15 protein-coding genes are annotated in these 17,819 nt (G+C 73.6%); 3 read left to right on the forward strand and 12 right to left on the reverse strand.

The genetic code is table 11. The features are described from left to right. Both CCN42_RS23335 and CCN42_RS23340 read right to left on the reverse strand, forming a co-directional pair. Window positions 1–1,030: DUF4140 domain-containing protein (locus CCN42_RS23335; RefSeq protein ID WP_143661996.1), on the reverse strand; the 1,030-nt coding region annotated here is incomplete at its 3' end. Between the two features lie 100 nt (window positions 1,031–1,130). Beyond that, window positions 1,131–1,838, reverse strand: coding sequence for a DNA alkylation repair protein (locus CCN42_RS23340; protein WP_086738516.1), 708 nt, complete (start codon window positions 1,836–1,838; stop codon window positions 1,131–1,133). Window positions 1,839–1,915: 77 nt separating this feature from the next. On the opposite strand from CCN42_RS23340, the gene CCN42_RS23345 reads away from it, so the two are divergent. Next, on the forward strand, window positions 1,916–3,019 hold the full coding sequence (locus tag CCN42_RS23345; protein ID WP_086738518.1) for an AI-2E family transporter: 1,104 nt from the start codon (window positions 1,916–1,918) through the stop codon (window positions 3,017–3,019). A gap of 76 nt (window positions 3,020–3,095) precedes the next feature. Here the strand turns inward: CCN42_RS23345 and CCN42_RS23350 are convergent, their stop codons facing one another. From CCN42_RS23350 to CCN42_RS23395, 10 genes are all read right to left on the reverse strand, one after another. Beyond that, window positions 3,096–3,665 carry a DUF6328 family protein gene (locus CCN42_RS23350; RefSeq protein ID WP_086738520.1) on the reverse strand — a complete coding sequence of 190 codons (570 nt, stop codon included), beginning with the start codon at window positions 3,663–3,665 and terminating at the stop codon, window positions 3,096–3,098. Window positions 3,666–3,735: 70 nt separating this feature from the next. Next, window positions 3,736–4,524 (reverse strand): endo alpha-1,4 polygalactosaminidase, encoded by a 789-nt coding sequence (locus tag CCN42_RS23355; protein ID WP_245877432.1) that lies wholly within the window; start codon window positions 4,522–4,524, stop codon window positions 3,736–3,738. Then, window positions 4,521–5,183 carry a spherulation-specific family 4 protein gene (locus CCN42_RS23360; protein ID WP_086738524.1) on the reverse strand — a complete coding sequence of 221 codons (663 nt, stop codon included), beginning with the start codon at window positions 5,181–5,183 and terminating at the stop codon, window positions 4,521–4,523. Before CCN42_RS23360 ends, CCN42_RS23355 begins: the two co-directional genes overlap by 4 nt. Next, window positions 5,180–6,106: an NAD-dependent epimerase/dehydratase family protein gene (locus CCN42_RS23365; protein WP_086738526.1), complete on the reverse strand. Its 927-nt coding sequence runs from the start codon at window positions 6,104–6,106 to the stop codon at window positions 5,180–5,182. The genes CCN42_RS23360 and CCN42_RS23365 overlap by 4 nt, the downstream gene beginning before the upstream one ends. 7 nt (window positions 6,107–6,113) lie before the next feature. Next, complete coding sequence (locus CCN42_RS23370) at window positions 6,114–6,827, reverse strand: nucleotidyltransferase family protein (protein ID WP_086173662.1); 714 nt, start codon at window positions 6,825–6,827, stop codon at window positions 6,114–6,116. Window positions 6,828–6,869: 42 nt separating this feature from the next. After that, window positions 6,870–7,880 carry a GDP-mannose 4,6-dehydratase gene (locus CCN42_RS23375; RefSeq protein ID WP_086738528.1) on the reverse strand — a complete coding sequence of 337 codons (1,011 nt, stop codon included), beginning with the start codon at window positions 7,878–7,880 and terminating at the stop codon, window positions 6,870–6,872. A 64-nt stretch (window positions 7,881–7,944) separates the two neighbouring features. Further along, window positions 7,945–9,360 (reverse strand): hypothetical protein, encoded by a 1,416-nt coding sequence (locus tag CCN42_RS23380; protein ID WP_086738530.1) that lies wholly within the window; start codon window positions 9,358–9,360, stop codon window positions 7,945–7,947. Next, entirely contained in the window at window positions 9,357–10,868 is a 1,512-nt protein-coding gene (pelF, locus tag CCN42_RS23385) for a GT4 family glycosyltransferase PelF (protein WP_086738532.1), read from the reverse strand. The genes CCN42_RS23380 and pelF overlap by 4 nt, the downstream gene beginning before the upstream one ends. Window positions 10,869–11,007: 139 nt before the next feature. Further along, window positions 11,008–13,143, reverse strand: coding sequence for a hypothetical protein (locus tag CCN42_RS23390; protein WP_086738534.1), 2,136 nt, complete (start codon window positions 13,141–13,143; stop codon window positions 11,008–11,010). A 393-nt stretch (window positions 13,144–13,536) separates the two neighbouring features. Continuing rightward, the gene (locus tag CCN42_RS23395) at window positions 13,537–14,064 is read right to left on the reverse strand and encodes a hypothetical protein (protein ID WP_086738536.1); all 528 of its coding nucleotides are present in this window, start codon (window positions 14,062–14,064) and stop codon (window positions 13,537–13,539) included. Window positions 14,065–14,439: 375 nt separating this feature from the next. On the opposite strand from CCN42_RS23395, the gene CCN42_RS23400 reads away from it, so the two are divergent. Continuing rightward, window positions 14,440–16,842 carry a collagenase gene (locus tag CCN42_RS23400; RefSeq protein WP_086738539.1) on the forward strand — a complete coding sequence of 801 codons (2,403 nt, stop codon included), beginning with the start codon at window positions 14,440–14,442 and terminating at the stop codon, window positions 16,840–16,842. A gap of 63 nt (window positions 16,843–16,905) precedes the next feature. Continuing rightward, on the forward strand, window positions 16,906–17,819 hold a 914-nt coding region (locus CCN42_RS23405), incomplete at its 3' end, for an NAD(P)/FAD-dependent oxidoreductase (RefSeq protein WP_086738541.1).

Consider the following 17,819-nt stretch of genomic DNA (forward strand, 5'->3'; position numbering starts at 1 on the left):
GTGCGCCGTAGCCCGCCATGGGCGAAGGCGCGGGCGGGGATGGCGGCGGCACGGGACCGGGGGGAGAACCGGCACCGGTCGTCCCGGTGCCCGGGCGGGGTCCTGCCGCGTGGTATGCGGCGAACAGGTCGTTCAGACCGGGCGCTGGCTCACGCCACCCCGAGGGCGCGGGTGCGGGCTGGCTGCGGCCGATGCGGATCGAGCGGAGCCGGGGGATGTCGGTACGGCGTCGCAGATCGGCCGTGGCGAGCGAGACGCGCACGCCGCTCCAGTCCTCGCCGGTGCGCTGCGCGAGCGCCGCACGCAACGACAGCCGTCCCTCGCCGTCACCCTGCCGGTGGCTGAGGCGATAGGCCGGCACCCAGACGGCGCCGGGCACCCCGTACTCCACCTCCACTTCCACCTCGGCCCCGGCGTGCGCACCCGGGGTGCCGGTCAGAGTCACCACCGCACTCATCGCGGTCTCCACATGCGGCGCGGGCGCATCGGTGGAGGCGCGGGAGAGCCGGTCGGTGGCGACAGCCAGCTCGTGCTCGACGCCCCTCAGCTCCTCGTCGAGTTCGCGGAGGCGGGAGTGCAGCACGGTCAGCCGGTCGTCGACGAAGTCGGCCAGCTCCAGCCACGCGTCGACCGGAGTGGGACGGTGCGGGTCCTCCTCCCCGCGGGGCGGCGGCACCGGACGCAGCGCCGCCACCTCGTCGACCAGGCCTTGCTGTCGGTCCCGGCGGGCTCGGACGGCCTGCCACGCGTCGCGCAGCCGCTCCACCTCACGCCGCAGCTCGCCGGTCGGGCGGGCACCGGGCGGTTCGGCCTCGACCTCCACCCTGGCCTCGGTGACCCGCAGCCCGGAGGCACCGACCACCCGCGCCCGCAAAGAGCCGGGGTCCATCGAACGGGGCAGCCCGGCCACCCGCACCCGCCCGTCCACGGGCACACTGCCGCGGGCGAGCCTGCGGCACAGGGCGCCCTGCGCGTAGACCACCACCGAATCGAGTGTCGATCCCCACCTAGGGAACGTCTCAGCCGCCATGTGCTCCCCCCACGCTGTGCCGGTGCCGAGCGAACTCTATGCCGGACGCCGGCCGTCGGCCGCCGCAGGTCGACGTACGGTGGCCGGCACGGCCTTGGTTCTATGACGGCGTCCGCACGAATCGCGCACGCACCCCGGGCGGGAGCAGCTCCGTCGCGTGGCGGACGGTGACGCGTGGCAGCTCGGCGAGATGTCTGTCGAGGAACGAGGTCAGCAGTGGCTCGTCGCGGCGGCCGATCTCTCGCAGCATCCAGCCGAGTGCCTTGTGAATCAGCGGTTCCGGGTCCTGGCGCAACGTCAGGGCCATGCGGAGCGTCGGCTCGAAGCGTCCCTCGCGGATGAGGGCCAGCGTGGCGACCACCGCGATCCTGCGGTCCCACCGCCAGGGCGACGCGGCCAGCTCGTCCAGCAGGCCGAGGGCGCTCGGAGGGCCGTCCACCAGCCAGGGTCCGAGCACGGCGTACGCGGAACCGTCCACCAGGTCCCAGTTGTCCACGCAGTCGGTACGGGCCAGGTAGAAGTCGACCAGAGCCCTGCGATCCGCACCCGCTGCCGTCCGCACCTGTTCGGCCAGGACGAGGAGGCCGGCGAACCGCTCCTCGTGGACACGGCTGTGCAGCAGCACGTCCACGTCCTCGAGTGCCATGTCGCGGTGCGCGCGGGCCAGCCGGCGCAGCACCGGGACCCGAACGCCCAGCAGTTCGTCGTCGTCCGCGGGCCTGAGCACCCGCACCTGCTGCACCCGGATCCCGGGCTCCGCCAGTTCCCGCAACCGCGTCCGCAGGGCCGCGAGCGAAACGGTCGTCATGACGGCGGACGTTAGCGCAGGACGCCGCCGCCGTCCGCGATACGGAGGGCGACGGCGGTCCCCATAGGGTTACCCTCATGCCTGCTTCGTTGAGTTCCACGAAAACCGCCGCCGCGTTGCGTACGTCGGCACGCGTCTCCCTCGAACTGCTGCTGGTCGTCCTGGCGGCCTCGGTGTGCCTGTGGCTTCTAGGGCGGATGTGGTCGGTCGTCTGGCCTCTCATAGTGGGCTTGTTCCTCACCACACTGGCCTGGCCTCCGGCGCGTTTCCTGCGCCGGCGAGGATGGCCTCCGGCCCTGGCCGCGTCGGCGGTGACGGTGGCGTTCCTGCTGGTGGTCTCGGGCATCGTGACGCTGATCGCGGTCCCGGTGGCATCCCAGTCGGGCGAGCTGGCCGACGGCGCGGTCTCCGGCATCCAGAGAATCCGCGAGTGGGCCGCCGGGCCCCCCTTGAACATCGGCGACGAACAGATCACCGACGGCTTCGACACGGCCGTGGCCCGCATCCAGGACAGCATCGACAGCGTGCTCACGGCCGTGGTCTCCGGGGTGAGCACCGTGGTCAACGGCCTGGTGACCGCCGTCCTGGCGCTCTTCCTGATGTTCTTCTTCCTCAAGGACGGTCCCAGGTTCCTGCCCTGGCTGGCCCGTCAGCTTCCCGGCCGGCTCGCCACGGACGTCCCGGTCGTCGCCGAGCGCAGCTGGGAGACCCTCGGCGCGTTCGTGCGCTCGCAGGCGTTCGTCGGTCTGCTCGACGCCGTTCTCATCGGCATCGGCCTGTGGGTGCTCAAGGTGCCCCTGGTGCTGCCGCTCGCGGTGCTGACCTTCGTGTCGGCGTTCGTGCCGATCGTGGGCGCGCTCTTCGCGGGTCTGGTCGCGGTCCTCATCGCCCTGGTCTCGAACGGCCTGACGGACGCGCTGATCGTGCTGGTGATCATCGTCGTGGTGCAGCAGCTCGAGGGCAACGTCTTCCAGCCCATGATCCAGAGTCGCGGGCTCGGCCTGCACGCGGCGGTCGTCCTCCTGGCGGTCACCCTGGGCGGCAGCCTCGCCGGGATCGTGGGCAGCCTCCTCGCGGTTCCGGCGGCCGCGCTGATCGCCGTGGTGTGGAACTACGTGCGCGAGCAGTTGCAGGAACCGGAGACCGACGAGTCACCCTCCGGGGCGGCGGTTCCTTCGTAGGTGCCCGGGTGCCCGGAGGGCGGATGTGGACGTCGGGGGGCGGCGGCGGCAGGTTGCCGCCTCGCGCCCCGGCCCGTTACGCGTCGTCCGAGCGGGAGCGTCGGCCGGCGCGGCGACGCAGGCGCAGCGGCAGCGCGTACCAGCACAGTCCGAACCACAGCATGATCCCGCCGACGAGCACTTCGGCGAGGACGCCGGGCACGACGAAACGCAGGATCAGCAGGAGGGTGCAGCCGATGGTCAGCGCGAGCAGGACCATGCCGCACATCATCATGCGGCCGGCGGCCTCCACCACCTCGTCCTTCATGCGCTGACCGGACAGCAGGCGGTGCAGGGAGACGGGCGCTATGAGCGAGGCCGTGGCCGCCGCGCCGAGCATCACCGTGGTGACGTAGATGACGCGGTCCAGCAGCCCCAACTCCCGGAAGACAGGGGTGAAGGCCACGCTGAGCAGGAATCCGAAGAGGATCTGCACGCCCGTCTGGGTGACCCGCGTCTCCTGGAGTATCTCGTTCCAGCGGCGGTTGACCCGCTCCCGCGGTGTCTCCGTGTCCTCGGCACCGGTTCTCGGGTCATGGCTGTGGTGGTGGGCGCGACAGGCGGTGTTCTCCTCCGCCGCCTCGGCCCGCTGCTCCGTCATGGTCATGGCGTCCTCCGAATCCCAGGCAGTCCGTTTGCCCCGTCCGACCTGCCTGTATGCCGGGCCGGCGGGCGCGTCAGCACGGTCGGCGCCAGGTGCCCAGTTCCGGCTTCTTGAGCATCGACGACAGCCGCAGCTTGCGGGCCACCGGGCAGAACCGGGCCGTCGGTTCGGCGTACTCCACGTGGAAGACGGCCTTGCCGGCCGCGGTGAACGGCCGCAGCCGCCCGCACTCGTCGTACTGCGCACACTCCTCGTTGACCGCGAAGTCGAAGTCGTCCAGCAGGTGGGGGATCTGCGCCAGGTCGTTCTTGAGCCCCACGGCCAGTCCCCGCTCGTGCGCGAGGTCCGCGATCATGCGGTTGTACCGGAGCTGGTCCCGTGCGGTGAGCGGAAACCCCGTGTCGTTGGCGTAGCCCTCCATCAGGTCCGGTTCCACCGCGTCGAAGCCCTTGTCCCGGCACATGTCGAACCGGCGCTCCATGAGGGGCCGCAGGACCGACAGCCGCCGGATGTCCAGCCATCGCTCACCGCGCCAGCCGTTGGGCCGGCCGAGGACGGAGCGGGGGAAGGCGTCGCGGTCCGGGCGGAAGTCCTCCCACGCGCCGACGTTGACGTAACAGATCACCCGGCGGCCGTCCCGGTGCAGGCGGGCCACGTCGGCGGCGGTGTTCTCGAACCCGTCGATGTCGTAGACCGGCACGTCCACCGACGGGTCGACCGGACCGTCGAGCTGCCACTGCCAGTCCAGCCCCGGACGCGGCTGCCACACGGCGTCCCCGCCCCGCTCGCCGCCGCCCGAGCACCCGGCCAGGACGGCGAGGAGCACCAGGGCCACCGCGAGGACCGGCAGCGGCCGGCTCAACGGTCCGCCTCGGTGAGCGCGGGCGTCAGCCCGGCCCACGGGTTGGGGAGGTCACCCGTCACCGGCCCGCACACCGCCGCCCCCCGCTCGCGCGCGGTGCGCACGGCGAGCGGCACCAGCGGCCGGGGGACGCCGTAGACGAGATGGCAGAAGCGCCGCGGCGGCTGCCGCGTGGTCCACGACGGCCGGCTGAACGCCGACACGTACGTCGACCAGGAGCCCTCGAAGGTGACGATCAGGTCGGCCAGCCGCGCATACCCGGGCGCGGGGTGGACGCCCGGGTTGAGCACGACGGTGGAGGCACCGAGCCGGCGCAGGCCGCGCACCAGGCGCCGGCAGGCGGGCAGTCCGTGCGGGCTCGCGGTCACCTGGTCCAGGAAGCAGCCGTCGGCCCCGTACCACTCCTGGTGCCGGCGCAGATCGGCGGCGATCCGCGCCGGGTCGCGGGCGCCGTAGTCGGTGTCGACGTAACCGAGCAGCCGGGCACCCGCCGTGCGCAGCGCCGCGGCCGCCGCGGCGAACGCCGGATCGGCGGTCCGGCCGGGGCCGCTCGCGGGGTTGAGGACGACGGCGTAGGTGTCCGCCGCGCGGCTGACCAGACGGTGCCAGGCGGCCGGGTCCTCGGCCGGGTGGACGTAGAGCGGAACGAGCAGGCTCACCGTGCCGCCACCTCTTCGGGGCCCCGGGGCCCGACGGCGGTCGCGGCCGTCCACAGGGCGGTCAGGGAGGCGTCGAGGGAATGGGCCGGGCGCCAGCCGAGGGCGTCCCCCGCCGCGGTGATGTCCGAGCACTGCCAGGACACCTGCGCGGATCGCGCCGAGCCCGTGCCCGCCTCGACGACCCGGCCCCGGAAGCCCGCCGCCCGGGCCAGCGCCCGGACGAGGTCGCGCACCGGGACCGCCGCGCCGCCCCCGATGTTGAGGACCGGCGGCAGGGGACCGGGGGCGGTGACCGCCGAGCGCACCGCCCGCGCCACGTCGCGGACGTCGACGAAGTCCCGGTGCGCCGACAGGTCACCGAGTCTGAGCACCGCGTCCGCGTCGCGCCCGGCGTCGGCGAGCAGGCCGGCGACCCGGCCGGGCAGCCCGGTCGCCGGGGCGCCCGGCCCGACCGGGTTCCCCACCCTCAGCACCACGGCGTCCAGCCCGGACGCGGTCACCGCCACCGTGCCGGCGAGTTTGGTGGCCCCGTAGGGGCCGGCCGGGCGGGTCGCCGCGGACTCCGGTACCGGCCGGCCGGGTGTGCCGGGGCCGTACTCGGCGGCGGATCCCAGGTGGACCAGGCGGGCCTGCGGGGCCGCCTCCCGCAGCGCCGCGCACAGCACGGCGGGGCCGCGGGCGTTGACCTCCGCCAGCGTCACGGCGTCGCCGCCGGTCGCGCCCGCGCAGTTGACGACGGCGTCGGGCGCGGCCGCCGCCAGCGCCGCCGCGAGGTCCCGCGGACGGGCCGAGGCGAGGTCGACGGGGACGTCGGCGCCCGGGGAGCGGCCGCCGACGAGGACCCGCGCGCCCGGCAGGGCACGCAGCCCCTCGGCGATGTGGCCGCCCAGATAACCGGTGGCGCCGAGAACCAGGATGAGCATGGGTGGATCAGGCTCCCTTGAGCAGCAGGGACTTGCGGCTGGTGAACTCGGCGTTGGCCCGGTCGTAGTCGTCGGGGCGGCCGATGTCCAGCCAGTAGCCGTCGAACTCGTAGGCGTGCGGCGGCCGCTGCGCGGCGAGCAGGTCCAGCACCAGCTCGTCGAAACCCAGCGGCAACCCGGGTGTGTAGCCGTCGAGGGTGGTCAGCGAGACACCGTAGACGCCCATCGACACGCGGTAGTCGATGCTGGGCTTCTCGGTGAAGGCGACGACCCGGCTCGCGTCGGTGGTGAGCACCCCGAAGTCGATCTGCACCTTGCGGGCGTAGGTGGCGATCGTCAGGGGTGCGCCGGAGTCCTCGTGCCGGCGCAGCACGTCGGCGTAGTCGAGGTCGGTGAGCACGTCGCCGTTCATCACCAGGAAGTGCTCCGGCAGCCGCTCGCGCAGGGTGAGCAGGGGGCCCATGGTGCCCAGCGGGCTCTCCTCGGTGGCGTAGTCGATGCTCATGCCCCACTGGGCGCCGTCGCCGACGTAGGCGCGGATGATCTGGCCGAGGTGGCCGATCGCGATGGTGCAGCGGGTGAAGCCGGCAGTGGACAGCTGGCGCAGCACGATGTCCAGGATGGCGTGCTGGTCGCCGATGGGGACCAGCGGCTTGGGCAGCGCGGTGGTGTACGGCCGCAGCCGCACGCCCTTTCCTCCGGCCAGGATCACTGCGTGCATGACATACCTCCTGCGGTACGCGCCGGGTGGGTGCCGGACGGGTCAGATGTTGTAGATGCCGGTCTTGTAGCGGGCCAGGTTGGCCGGGTCGCCGAACCACTCCACGGTCCGCGCGAGCCCGTCCTCCAGCGTGTGGCCAGGCCGCCAGCCGGTCGCCGCGGTCAGCCGGGACGCGTCGCAGACCAGCCGCATCACCTCGGAGTCCGCGGGTCGCAGGCGCGCCGGGTCCTGGCGGACGTCGAGCGGGGCGTCCATGGCCTTGCCGATCAGCGCGACGAGGTCGCCGACGGAGATCTCCCCGCCGGTACCGGCGTTGAAGGTGCGGCCCACGACGTGCTCCGCGGGCGCGGTGCCCACGGCGAGGAACGCACGCGCCGTGTCCTCGACGAAGGTGAAGTCGCGGGTGGGCCGCAGATCGCCGAGGGTGAGGGTGCGCTGCCCGGCCGCCACCTGCCCGATGACGGTCGGGATCACCGCGCGCATCGACTGGCGAGGCCCGAAGGTGTTGAACGGCCGCAGCGTCACCACCGGCGTGCCGAAGCTGGCGTGGTAGCTGTCGGCGAGCCGGTCGCCCCCGGCCTTCGAGGCGGCGTACGGCGACTGGGTGTTGATGGGGTGGTCCTCGGTGATCGGCACGGTCTGCGCGGTGCCGTACGTCTCGCTGGTCGAGGTGTGCACCAGGCGCGGCGTGCCCAGCGCGCGCACCGCCTCCAGCACGTTCAGCGTGCCGGTGACGTTGGTGTCCACGTAGCTGTGCGGGGCCTGGTAGGAGTACGGGATCGCGATGAGCGCGGCCAGGTGGTAGGCGCAGTCGGCGCCCTCCAGCAGGCCGCGCACCGAACCGGGGTCGCGGACGTCGCCGAGGACGATCTCCACCTGGTCGAGGACGTCGGCCGGCAGCGTCTCCAGCCAGCCGTACGAGGAGAACGAGTTGTACTGGACCATGGCCCGCACGCGGTGCCCGGAGGCGACCAGCGCTTCGGTGAGGTGCGAGCCGATGAACCCTTCGGCTCCGGTGACGGCGGCGAGCGGGGTGGCGGTCGGCTGAGTCAACTGAGGGAGTCCTTTCGTCAGGGCGGCGGGGTGCCTTGGGTGCGGCGCGGGGCGGCGCCCGAGGTCAGACGTGCGGGGAGGGCCTGCCGAGCAGACGGATCGCGCAGACCGCCAGACAGAGCGCGGCGAGCGCGCAGACCGGCCCCAGGACGGCCGGGCCCGGCGGCAGGTCCAGCCAGGTGACCGCCCCGGAGCCGCCCGCGGCGGCCGCACAGAGCAGGGCCGGCGGCCAGGCCATGCCGAACGCCTGGAGGAGCAGGGCGGTCCACAGGACGGCGGCGAGCGGCAGCAGCGTGGCCGGGCCGGCGCCGGTGAGCAGGGCCGCCGGCAGCAACAGCAGCAGGTAGGCGGACAGACAGCCGCCGAACACCGCGGCCGAGCGAAGCAGGAACCCCCGAGGTGTCCCGCTGGCCCGCAGCGCGTCGACCGACCAGCCGCGGTAGCGGTACAGCAGCCACTCCGCCGGGCCCATGCTCAGCGTCAGCGCGATCACCGCGTACGGGTGCCGCCGTCCCTCGAGCAGGACGAGCACCGCCGCGGCCAGACCGAACAGCCCGTACGGGAGGGACGCGCGTGGGCTCGGCCGGGGCCCGTCAGGAGCGGCCGGGACGGCGAGCCCCGCCCACAGCACCCGTGCCGTCACGGCGAGCGTGGCCAGTAGCGCCAGCAGCGGCAATCCCGCCCGCAGCACGGGGCCTGGCTCCCACCACGGCAGCACCGCGGCACCGGCGGCCAGCGGACTGAGCGCGGCCAGCAGCAGCCGCTCCCGCCCCAGCACCAGCAGCACGCCCGCCGCCGCAAGGTACAGCGACTGGGCGCCCGCCAGCACGGTCACCGGGCCACCCGCCGCGGGCAGCGCGGCGAGTCCGGTGGCCACCGCCGCGCCCAGCGGAGCCCCGGTCAGCAGGGTGCGGGCCGCCTCCCGGCGCCCCGTCACCAGCCTCAGGTACGCCCGGTGGCCGAGGGCCTGCCCCCACGCCCAGGACACGACACCCGCCACGATCAGGACGGCGGCGTACCGGTCGGCGTGCCACAGCGGGGCGGTGAGCAGATAGGCCAGGGCGGGCAGCGCGAACAGCAGCCCGCGCAGCAGACAGCGCACCGTGTCGGGCCGCCACGGGTCGGCTGCGGCGGGCGGATCGGGAAAGGTCCGGGGCACCCGCTCGTACAGCGCGGAGGCCAGGGAGAACAGGTTCGGGTGGCCGTAGCGCTCGGACACCGTGGCGGCGGACAGCCCCTCCGCCTCCAGCAGCGCGGCCACCTCGTAGGGGTGGACGGCGGGGCCCACACGGTCGGCGAGTTCGGCGGCGAGCGCGCTGACCGCCTCCTCGTCGGGGCCGCGCCGGGGCAGCCGGACGGCGAGCGTGGTGTCGTCCAGGGCCCAGCGCGGGCGGCGGCGCGGCGGGCGCGGCCGTGCCAGGCGCAGCGCGAGCGTGTCCTGCTCGGCGCCGCCGGGTTCCAGGGACATCGGCCCGCTCATCCGGTGAGACTCCGCGCCCCGGTGACCGCCGTGGCGGGCAGCACGATCCGGCCGGTCGACCGCTCGGCCGGTGTGGACAGTTCGTGGTAGATGGAGCGGAAGGTGTCGATGGTCTGGCGCAGGGTGAACTGCTCGATCACCCGCAGCCGGGCCGCCTCGCCCATCGCCCGGCGGCGGTCGGGGTCGCCCAGCAGTTCCAGCGCGGCGGCGGCCATCGCGGCCGGATCGCGCGGTGGTACGACGAGTCCGGTGTCGCCGACCGCCTCCCGCACGCCGCCCACGTCGGTGGAGACCGTCGCCCGCCCGCACGACATGGCTTCGATCAGCGTGAACGGGAATCCTTCGCTGATGCTCGACAGCATCACCACGTTCCCCGCCGCGTAGGCGTCCCGGATGTCCTCGACGCGCCCTTCGAACGTCACGGCGCCGGCCTGCCCCAGCTCGGCGGCGAGTGCTTCGCAGCGTTCCCGGTAGCCCTCCCCGCCGCGGGGCGTCCCGCCGAACAGCCGGAGCCGTACGCCGGGTTGCCGGTCCCGGACGAGGGCGAAGGCGCGGATCAGCGTCTCCAGGTCCTTGATCGGGTCGACCCGTCCGGCCCAGCTCAGGGTCAGCTCCGCCGGTTCCGGACCCGCCGGGGGGAAGGCGGCCGGGTCGACGCCGTTGTAGACCGTGCGGATCGACGCCGGATCGGCGCCGCCCTGCTCCTCCCACAGCCGGTTGTAGCGGTTGCCGGGGGTGATCAGCGCCGCCCGGCGGTAGCTCTCCTCCGCCAGCAGCCGGAAGAAACCGAGGATGACCGCCTTGACCGGCCAGCGGTACGGGGCGGTGCGGTAGCCGAGGTAGCGCTCGCGCAGGTAGACGCCGTGCTCGGTCAGCAGCAGCGGAACCCCGTGCCGTTCGAGGGCCGCGAGCCCGGGCAGGACGGCGACGCCGCCGCTGACGGCGTGCGCCACCCCCTCCTCGGGCGGCGGCGCCGCTAGCGGGCGCAGCGCGTGTTCGAGGAGGGAGGTGGCGGTGAGCGCGTCGTGCAGCGTCGGCCGCGCCTCGCGCACGGCCAGCCCCGGACGCCGCCATACGGTGGCCAGGACCGTGATCGCCGTGTCGCCCCGCAGAAAGGCGCTGAGCCCGCCGTCGCCCGCCGCCCGCGCCAGGGTGTGCAGGGCGGGTGCGAACCCGTGCTCGGCCGCAGGGTCGAGCAGCGCGGTGAGGAACCGCTCGTAGGCGTCGGCGAGTTGCCTGCGGCGACGGCCGCGCGGCGGGCTCCCCGGCGGAGCCGTGCCCCACATGGGGACGGACCGCACGCCCAGCACATGGCCCGGCAGGTCCCACACCAGCGGCTCGCGCCCGGTCCCGGTCACGGCGACGACGTCGAAGTCGATGTCCGGCATCCCGGTGACGAGCTGGTCGCACCAGACGCTCACACCGCCGTGGCTGTGCGGATAGGTGCCTTCGGTGAGAAGGGTGACGCGCGGGGCGCCGGGGCGTCGCGCGCCGTGGTCAACGTGCATCCGTATGCTCCACGGCCGAGGTGTGGGGTGGTGGTGCGGGGCCCGGCCGCCGCGTGCGGGCGGCCGGGCCCTTGCTGTCCGTACGCCGTGCGCCGGCTGTCCGTGTGCCTCACGCAGGGCTGTCGGTACGGCGTTCCGGTCAGCTCCCGGCGCCGGGGGTGAGCGGCTCGGCCACTGCGGCGGGCAGACGGGTGTCCGGCGCCGGGGCGGTGGCCGCCGCGGTGCCACCCGTGCCGGTGGCCGTGGCGGGGGAGTCGGGAGTCGCCGGCAGGGTGAGGACCAGCGGTGCGGTCGCCGTGGCCGTCCAGCCGGACCGCCCGCCCGCGTACGCCTCGCCGAAGGCGGCGCCGGCCCGGGTGGTCCCCGCGGGCACGGTCGCCGGGATCGCCACTCCGGCCGGACCCTCGACGGTGACGGTGTCTCCGACGCGGTAGGCGGTGACCTGTCCGTCCCGCACCGCGGTCCGCCACGCGGCGCGCCGCTGGAGCTCCGCGCCGATGTCCCTCATCCGCTCGTTGACGACCGGTGTGTTCTCCGCGAACAGCGCGTCGTAGGTGTCGAGCACACCGTCCAGGACGGGGTAGGCGATGCCGTCCTCGGCGAGGTTGGACTGGTGGATGAAGTGCGGTTTGGGGTCGTTGGCGAGGACGTGGCCGAGGGCGATCCGCCGCTCCAGCGGCACGATGTGCTCCTGGTAGCCGGTGGCCGGGTCGAGCGGAGCCGGCAGGCAGGTGGTGGTGGCCGGGTTGTCCTCGCAGATGCCGCTGCCGCCCTGGGCGCGGCTCGTGTAGATCCAGTTGTACTCGTCGACCTGCTCGGCCGCCCGCCCCGCGTTGTAGAAGATGTTCATCGGGTAGCGGGGGACGGTCGTGGCGGGCCCGACCCGCCGCTGGCCGGGTTCGCGGGAGTTGTCCGAGGCGAGCCAGGTGACGCCGTTGTCGGCCAGGGCGAGCGCCAGGTTCGGGTTGTCGGCGGTCTGCTGGGGCAGCACCCGCAGCCCGGAGTGCTCGCCGGTGACCAGTTCGTCGTCGTCCAGGGGGAGTCCGGCGAGCCGTCCCCACGCGTGGTTGGCGGCGATCTCGTCGGAGACGTCGTTGCGGCTGACCCACTGGATGCTGCCGTCCGGGTTGGTGGCGCACCGCCACGGCACCACCGTGGTGTCCTGCCGGCAGCCGAGGAAGGCGTGGGTGTAGGTGTGGTTGATCCAGCGGAACCGCCCGCGCTCGGCGATGAGCCTGTCGGCCAGCGGGTCGGCCCCGCCGTGGTCCTGGCGGTGGTCGGCGCTGCCTGCGCCGTTGTAGGCGAAGTCGAGGGTGAGGTCGCGTTCACGCTGCCAGGCGACGGCCCGGTCGACGTCCGCGGGCGTCATGCGGATCGGGTCGGGGGTGGCGTCGGGGTCCGTGCAGTCCACGTCGCCGGGTGTGCAGTTGAGCGTGGAGTTCCAGCGGTCGTCGGCCGCGAAGACGTCGTCGACGTGGACGGCGAAGTAGTTGCGGGAGGTGCCGAGATGGACGCCGTCGGTCATCCACGCGACGATGCCGCGGGCCAGCAGCCGGAACTGCTGCTGGTATCGGTTGTAGACGAACGTGACGACGAGTTCGCGCCGCCCGTCGTGCCGGTACTCGCCCACCAGGGAGCCCCGCTTGGCGGTGCCGGGGATCGGCGCCTCGACGTACGGGGTGAAGTCGGCACCGGCCACCGGGGTCGACAGGTAGGCGTAACTCTCGCCGACGGTGGGCGAGTTGTCCTCGAAGGGGACCGGGCCGTCGAGGTAACCGAAGGGTCCGGACCGGCCGGCGGCGGTCACCTGGGCCCGCACCCCGTCGACGCTGCCGGAGTAGCCGCCGTAGACCGGATACTGGAGTCCGGCTTCGGGGCGGGCGTACGTGTACGCGTCGACCTGCGGAATGTCGTAGGCCTTCTCGTACGCCACCAGCGCGGCCATCTCGGGGGAGTTCGCCCGGAACGGGTTGTCGCTCGGCAGGACGACGGCCTGGAACCGGGCTCGGTCCCGGCCGTCCACGGTGTCCGCCAGGTAGTCGGCGTCTATTCGGGGCCGGTCGGGGCGGGTGAGGTCGATCTCGGTGTACGGCGTGCCCGCGGCGTCGAGTTCGGCCGCGATGGCGTCGGTGGACGGGCCCCCGTCGCTCACGACGAGCACCCGCAGGTCTATTCGGGGAGCCGGGTCGTCGGCGTGCGCCGCCGTCGCCGGCAGGCCGAGGGCGGCGATGAGCGCGCCCGTCGTGAGCAGGGTGGTGCGTAAGGTCCGCTTCATGCGGTGCTGTCCCCTCCCAGGGCAGGGGCGAGTACGGCTCCGCGGAGCGGACGCACCCCCTCGCGCGACGCCGGCTTCCCCCTCAGAGACCGGTCGTCGACGCATCCGTCGCGTCACATAGTGAGGTGTCTGTGGAGCTTTCGTGGTCCTGCTGCGAAACCTGACGGAAAAACGCGGGCGCGTCGTGGGTCGCCTTCCGAGGCGAAAGCGGGTTCGACGGGCCGTCCCGGCCGTCGCCCGGAGGCCTCCTCGGACGCTGAGGTCCAGGCAGGCCGGGACGCGGTGCACCGGCGGGCCCGGGGGCCCGCCGGTGGGGCTGCCGTCGCCGCGGACCGGTCCGCCGGACGGTCCGTGCGCCGATTTCAGGTCACCGCCGCGCGCGGCGCGGGCCCGTCAGGCGCAGAGGACGCGCGTCTCCGGCGTGTAGACCGGGCCGCCGCTGACGTTCGTGCTGTCGCTGAACTCGGCGTAGAAGTACGAGTAGAAGCCGATGTTGCCGTTGCAGCCGGAGTCGGGGGCGACCTGGAGCGTCAGCGTCACGGTCCGGCTCTGGCCGGGCGGGATGGGTGCGCCGTAGTTGCCGCCGAGGTCGGCGGGGCCGGTGCCGGAGCAGGCCGTGCTGCCGCCGGCCGTGGCGAGGGTGCAGCCGGTGAAGGCGTACTTCAGGTCGGGGCGCTGGGTGGTCAGCCAGGTCGGGTCGATGGTCTGGTAGACGAACCAGATGTCGTAGGTCTTGTTGTTCGTCAGCGTCATGGTCAGGTTCACCGTGCCGCCGGGCGTGGTCGTCGCGGCGTCGGTGGTGAACTTCAGCTCGGCGGGGGCCGGTTCGGCGGCGCTGGCGGAAGGGGCCAGGCCGAAGGCGGCGAGGAGGAGGGCGAGGGCGGCGGTGAGACCGAGGCGTCTCATCAAGGGTGATCGCATGGCCCGGGAGGCTAGGCATCAGCCGCGCACCGCGTCTGCCCCTGTGTCGGCGCCCGGAACCGGCGGCGACCGAAAGTGTGCGTTCTGTGAGGGTGGCGTGGGCGGTTTGTGACGGCGGGGTCCGGATCGTATCCGTGCACCGTGGGACCGGTGCGGCGGTGCGGCCGGGAAGTGCTGAAGCGCCCGGCGGTGGGGTGGGCGCCCGTCGACCTATTGGCGCGTACCGATCGCGTCGCCCTGGTGCGGCCTGGGGAGCGACTCGCCCGCGGCGCCTGATCTCGGCCATGGGGCCATTTCCGGCCGGAGGTTGGGGGCCTTGCCCGGGCTGCCCGGAAGGTGTCACCTGAGGGGTTGTCAGTGCAATTTCACATTACTATGTTACAGCTCACATTGCAGTGGCATGCACGCCTCAAAACTCAAGACGAGCCACTCCCCACATCCGAGGAGCCGCAGGTGTCCCACAAGCCACGCCTGTCTCAGCGCGGATCACTGCGCACCACCCTGCTCGCCGTCGCCGTCACCACGGCGCTGCTCAGCACGGTCAACGCCCCCACCGCCCAGGCGCAGCACCGCACCGACGTCCCCGGGGCCGCGGTCGGCGACGACCGCCGGCCTCACGACGAGATCACCCACCTGGGCAAGGCCCCGGCCCCGCGCACCCCCGACGTCACGGCCCCCGGCGCCCGCCGCGCCGACGGCCGGGTGCCCGGTCCGGTCACCCCCGTCTCGCAGGATCCCGCGCCGGCCCTGGCCGCCTCCTGTGCCCTGGACGACGTCACGGGACTCGGTCCCGAGCGGTTCGCCGACTTCCTCGCCGACCCGGCCGTCACCGCCGACGGCTGTCTGCGCGGCATCCTGTGGACCTGGGACGCCCGTCTCGCGACCGTCATGGACGACGCCCACGTCCAGGCCGTCGCCCGGCGCGCCACCGGCCTCGCCGCCCGCCACGACGGCCGTAACTCCAGCCACTTGCTGGAGATGTTCACCTACCTGCACGCCGTCGCGTACCACGACTTCTCACGCGACGAGATCGACGTCACCGACGCGCCCACCCGGGAGGCCATGCGGCGGGCCGTCCACGGCTTCGGCACCGCCCCGCGCACCTTCGACGCCACCCGCAGCAACGCCGAGACCCTGCGCGAGGCCCTCTACACCGGCAGCGCCCCCGGCCTGCGACATTCCCAACTCGACCTGATCCGCAAGGTGCTGGCCCGCCTCGACCGGTACCACACGGACACCCACGCCGACCCCTCCTGGGGCGGCGCCGCGCTCGCCGCGCTCAGCGTCAACTACCTCGGCCTGTACGAGGGCAACGACGACACCGCCTTCCGGACCGTCGCCGCCCGCAACGACGCGTACCGCGACGCCTTCCGCCGGTTCGCCGGCCACACCCACCTCAAGGGCACGCCCAACGAGTGGACCGTGCGGGACGCCCTCTCGGAGTACGCCCGGTTCGGGGTCATACCCTCCCTGCGTGCCCGGATCGTCGCCGACCTCGGCGCTCTGCTCGCCCCCGTCACCGACACCTGGGGCCGTGGCAGCGCTCCCTGGGCCAAGATCGCGTCCTGGCTCGGCCACTACGACGCCTGCACGCCGTACGCCGTCTGCAAGGACGACATCGAGCGGCAGCTGTTCCCGTACACCTACCGCTACGACAACGGCGCCATGAAGGTCCGCACCGGCCTCGACCGCGCCACCGTCGACCAGCTCTACTACGCGAGCAAGCAGGTCAAGGCCCAGTTCCACCGCGTGCTCGGCACGCAGGCGCCGCTCGCCGGGGACACCAACACCGTCCTGAGCACCGTGCTGTACGCCTCCCGCGCCGACTACGAGAACTACCACCCGCTCCTCACCGGCATGGGCACCGACAACGGCGGCGTCTACATCGAGCGCGGCGCGACCTTCTACACCTACCAGCGGCGCGTCCCGCAGGACTCGCGGCTGACGCTGGAGGAACTGTTCCGCCACGAGTACGGGCACTACCTCAACGGCCGTTGGGCGGTACCGGGTTCCTTCGGTGAAGGTCCCTGGTACCAGGGCGACCGCACGACCGCGATGGACGAGGGCACCGCGGAGTTCTTCGCCGGCTCGACCCGCGCCGACGGCGTCGCCGTCCGCAAGTCCCTGGTGCAGGGCGTCATCCGCGACACCGCGAACGGCGGCCCGCGGATGAGCGTCGACCGGCTCCTGCACGCCACCTACGACGGCGACGGCTTCCGCTTCTACGACTACGCCGGCACGTTCTTCACGTACCTCTGGAACGAACGCCCCGCGCTGCTGCGGGAGATGTACCGGCATCTGCGGGCCGACGACCCGGCCGCCTTCGACGCCTGGCGCCACCGCACCGGCCGCGACACGGCGATCCAGCGGGGCTACGACGCCTTCCTCGACCGGCAGATCGCACGCGTCGCCGACCTGTACGTGCCCCGCACCTCCTACACGCCCGACGGCGGGCTGCGCGAGCGCACGGCCGAAGCGGTCCGCACCACCTTCGCCACCGCCACCTTCACCGACCCGGCCTGCACCGCCGACGGGGACACCGGCATGCCCCGCTTCGCCTGCACGGGACGGATCACCGCCCGCCTCACGGACGCGGGCAGCGCCGACCGGGTCCTCACGGACATGTCCGAGACCGTCGACCGCTTCCTGCTCGACCGGGCCGCTCCCGCCTCACCCAACCTCGCCGACATGAACTGTGCCTTCGGCGTGGTGACGGTCTGGACCGACCGCACCGGCGGCACCGCCGACTACCTCTGCGAGGGTCCGCTGCGCCGCTGAACCCCGGCCGCCGGACCGGTGCGCGCTCTTGTCGGTCCCAGTGCAATGTGAAATATTACTGACGTGCCCACAGAAGAGCGCGCACCTCTGGACGTCGTGATCGTCGGCGCCGGAGTGGTCGGGGCGGCGTGCGCCTACTACGCCACCCGTGCCGGCCTCTCCGTCGCGGTCGTCGACCGCGGCCCCGTCGCCGGCGGCACCACCGGAGCCGGCGAGGGAAACCTCCTCGTCTCCGACAAAGAGGCGGGGCCCGAGCTCGAACTCGCCCTGCTGTCCACCCGGTTGTGGCGAGAACTCGCGGCCGGCCTCCCACCCGAGGACGCCGTCGAACACGAGCTCAAGGGCGGTCTCGTCGTCGCACCCGACGAGACCGCCCTCACCGCGCTGCGCGCCTTCGCGGCCGGGCAGCGCGCGGCCGGCGTCGTGGCACACGAAATACCCCCAGGTGAACTCGCCGCTATGGAACCGCAGTTGGCCCCCGGCCTGGCCGGCGGCTTCCACTACCCGCAGGACGCCCAGGTCCAGCCCGCCAAGGCCGCCGCCGCCCTGCTGCGCGCCGCCCGCCACCGGGGAGCCCGGGTCCGGCTGGGGGAGGAGGTCACCGCGATCCTCACCAGCGCGGCAGGCGCGGTGCGCGGCGTCCGCACCCCGCGCGGAGAGATCCACGCCCCCGCCGTCGTCAACGCCGCCGGCACCTGGGGCGGGCGCGTCGCCGAACTCGCCGGCAGCCACCTGCCCGTCCTGCCGCGCCGCGGTTTCGTCCTGGTCACCGAACCACTGCCGCCCGGCCTGATCCGCCACAAGGTGTACGCCGCCGACTACGTCGCCGACGTCGCCAGCGGCTCGGCCGGCCTCCAGTCCTCCGCCGTCGTCGAAGGCACCCCGGCCGGGCCGGTCCTCATCGGCGCCACCCGCGAACGGGTCGGCTTCGACCGCACCCTGTCCACCGAGGCCCTGCGCCGCCTGGCCGGCCAGGC

The sequence above is a fragment of the Streptomyces glaucescens genome (assembly GCF_002154375.1).
GTDB classification, from domain to species: domain Bacteria; phylum Actinomycetota; class Actinomycetes; order Streptomycetales; family Streptomycetaceae; genus Streptomyces; species Streptomyces glaucescens.

Coding starts and splice junctions, on each gene's coding strand:
- CCN42_RS23380 (WP_086738530.1), bottom strand. CDS start 9,360: ATGAGCGGGCCGATGTCCCTGGAACCCGGCGGCGCCGAGCAGGACACG.
- CCN42_RS23390 (WP_086738534.1), bottom strand. CDS start 13,143: ATGAAGCGGACCTTACGCACCACCCTGCTCACGACGGGCGCGCTCATC.
- CCN42_RS23400 (WP_086738539.1), top strand. CDS start 14,440: ATGTTACAGCTCACATTGCAGTGGCATGCACGCCTCAAAACTCAAGAC.
- CCN42_RS23365 (WP_086738526.1), bottom strand. CDS start 6,106: ATGCTCATCCTGGTTCTCGGCGCCACCGGTTATCTGGGCGGCCACATC.
- CCN42_RS23395 (WP_086738536.1), bottom strand. CDS start 14,064: ATGCGATCACCCTTGATGAGACGCCTCGGTCTCACCGCCGCCCTCGCC.
- CCN42_RS23345 (WP_086738518.1), top strand. CDS start 1,916: ATGCCTGCTTCGTTGAGTTCCACGAAAACCGCCGCCGCGTTGCGTACG.
- pelF (WP_086738532.1), bottom strand. CDS start 10,868: ATGCACGTTGACCACGGCGCGCGACGCCCCGGCGCCCCGCGCGTCACC.
- CCN42_RS23350 (WP_086738520.1), bottom strand. CDS start 3,665: ATGACCATGACGGAGCAGCGGGCCGAGGCGGCGGAGGAGAACACCGCC.
- CCN42_RS23370 (WP_086173662.1), bottom strand. CDS start 6,827: ATGCACGCAGTGATCCTGGCCGGAGGAAAGGGCGTGCGGCTGCGGCCG.
- CCN42_RS23340 (WP_086738516.1), bottom strand. CDS start 1,838: ATGACGACCGTTTCGCTCGCGGCCCTGCGGACGCGGTTGCGGGAACTG.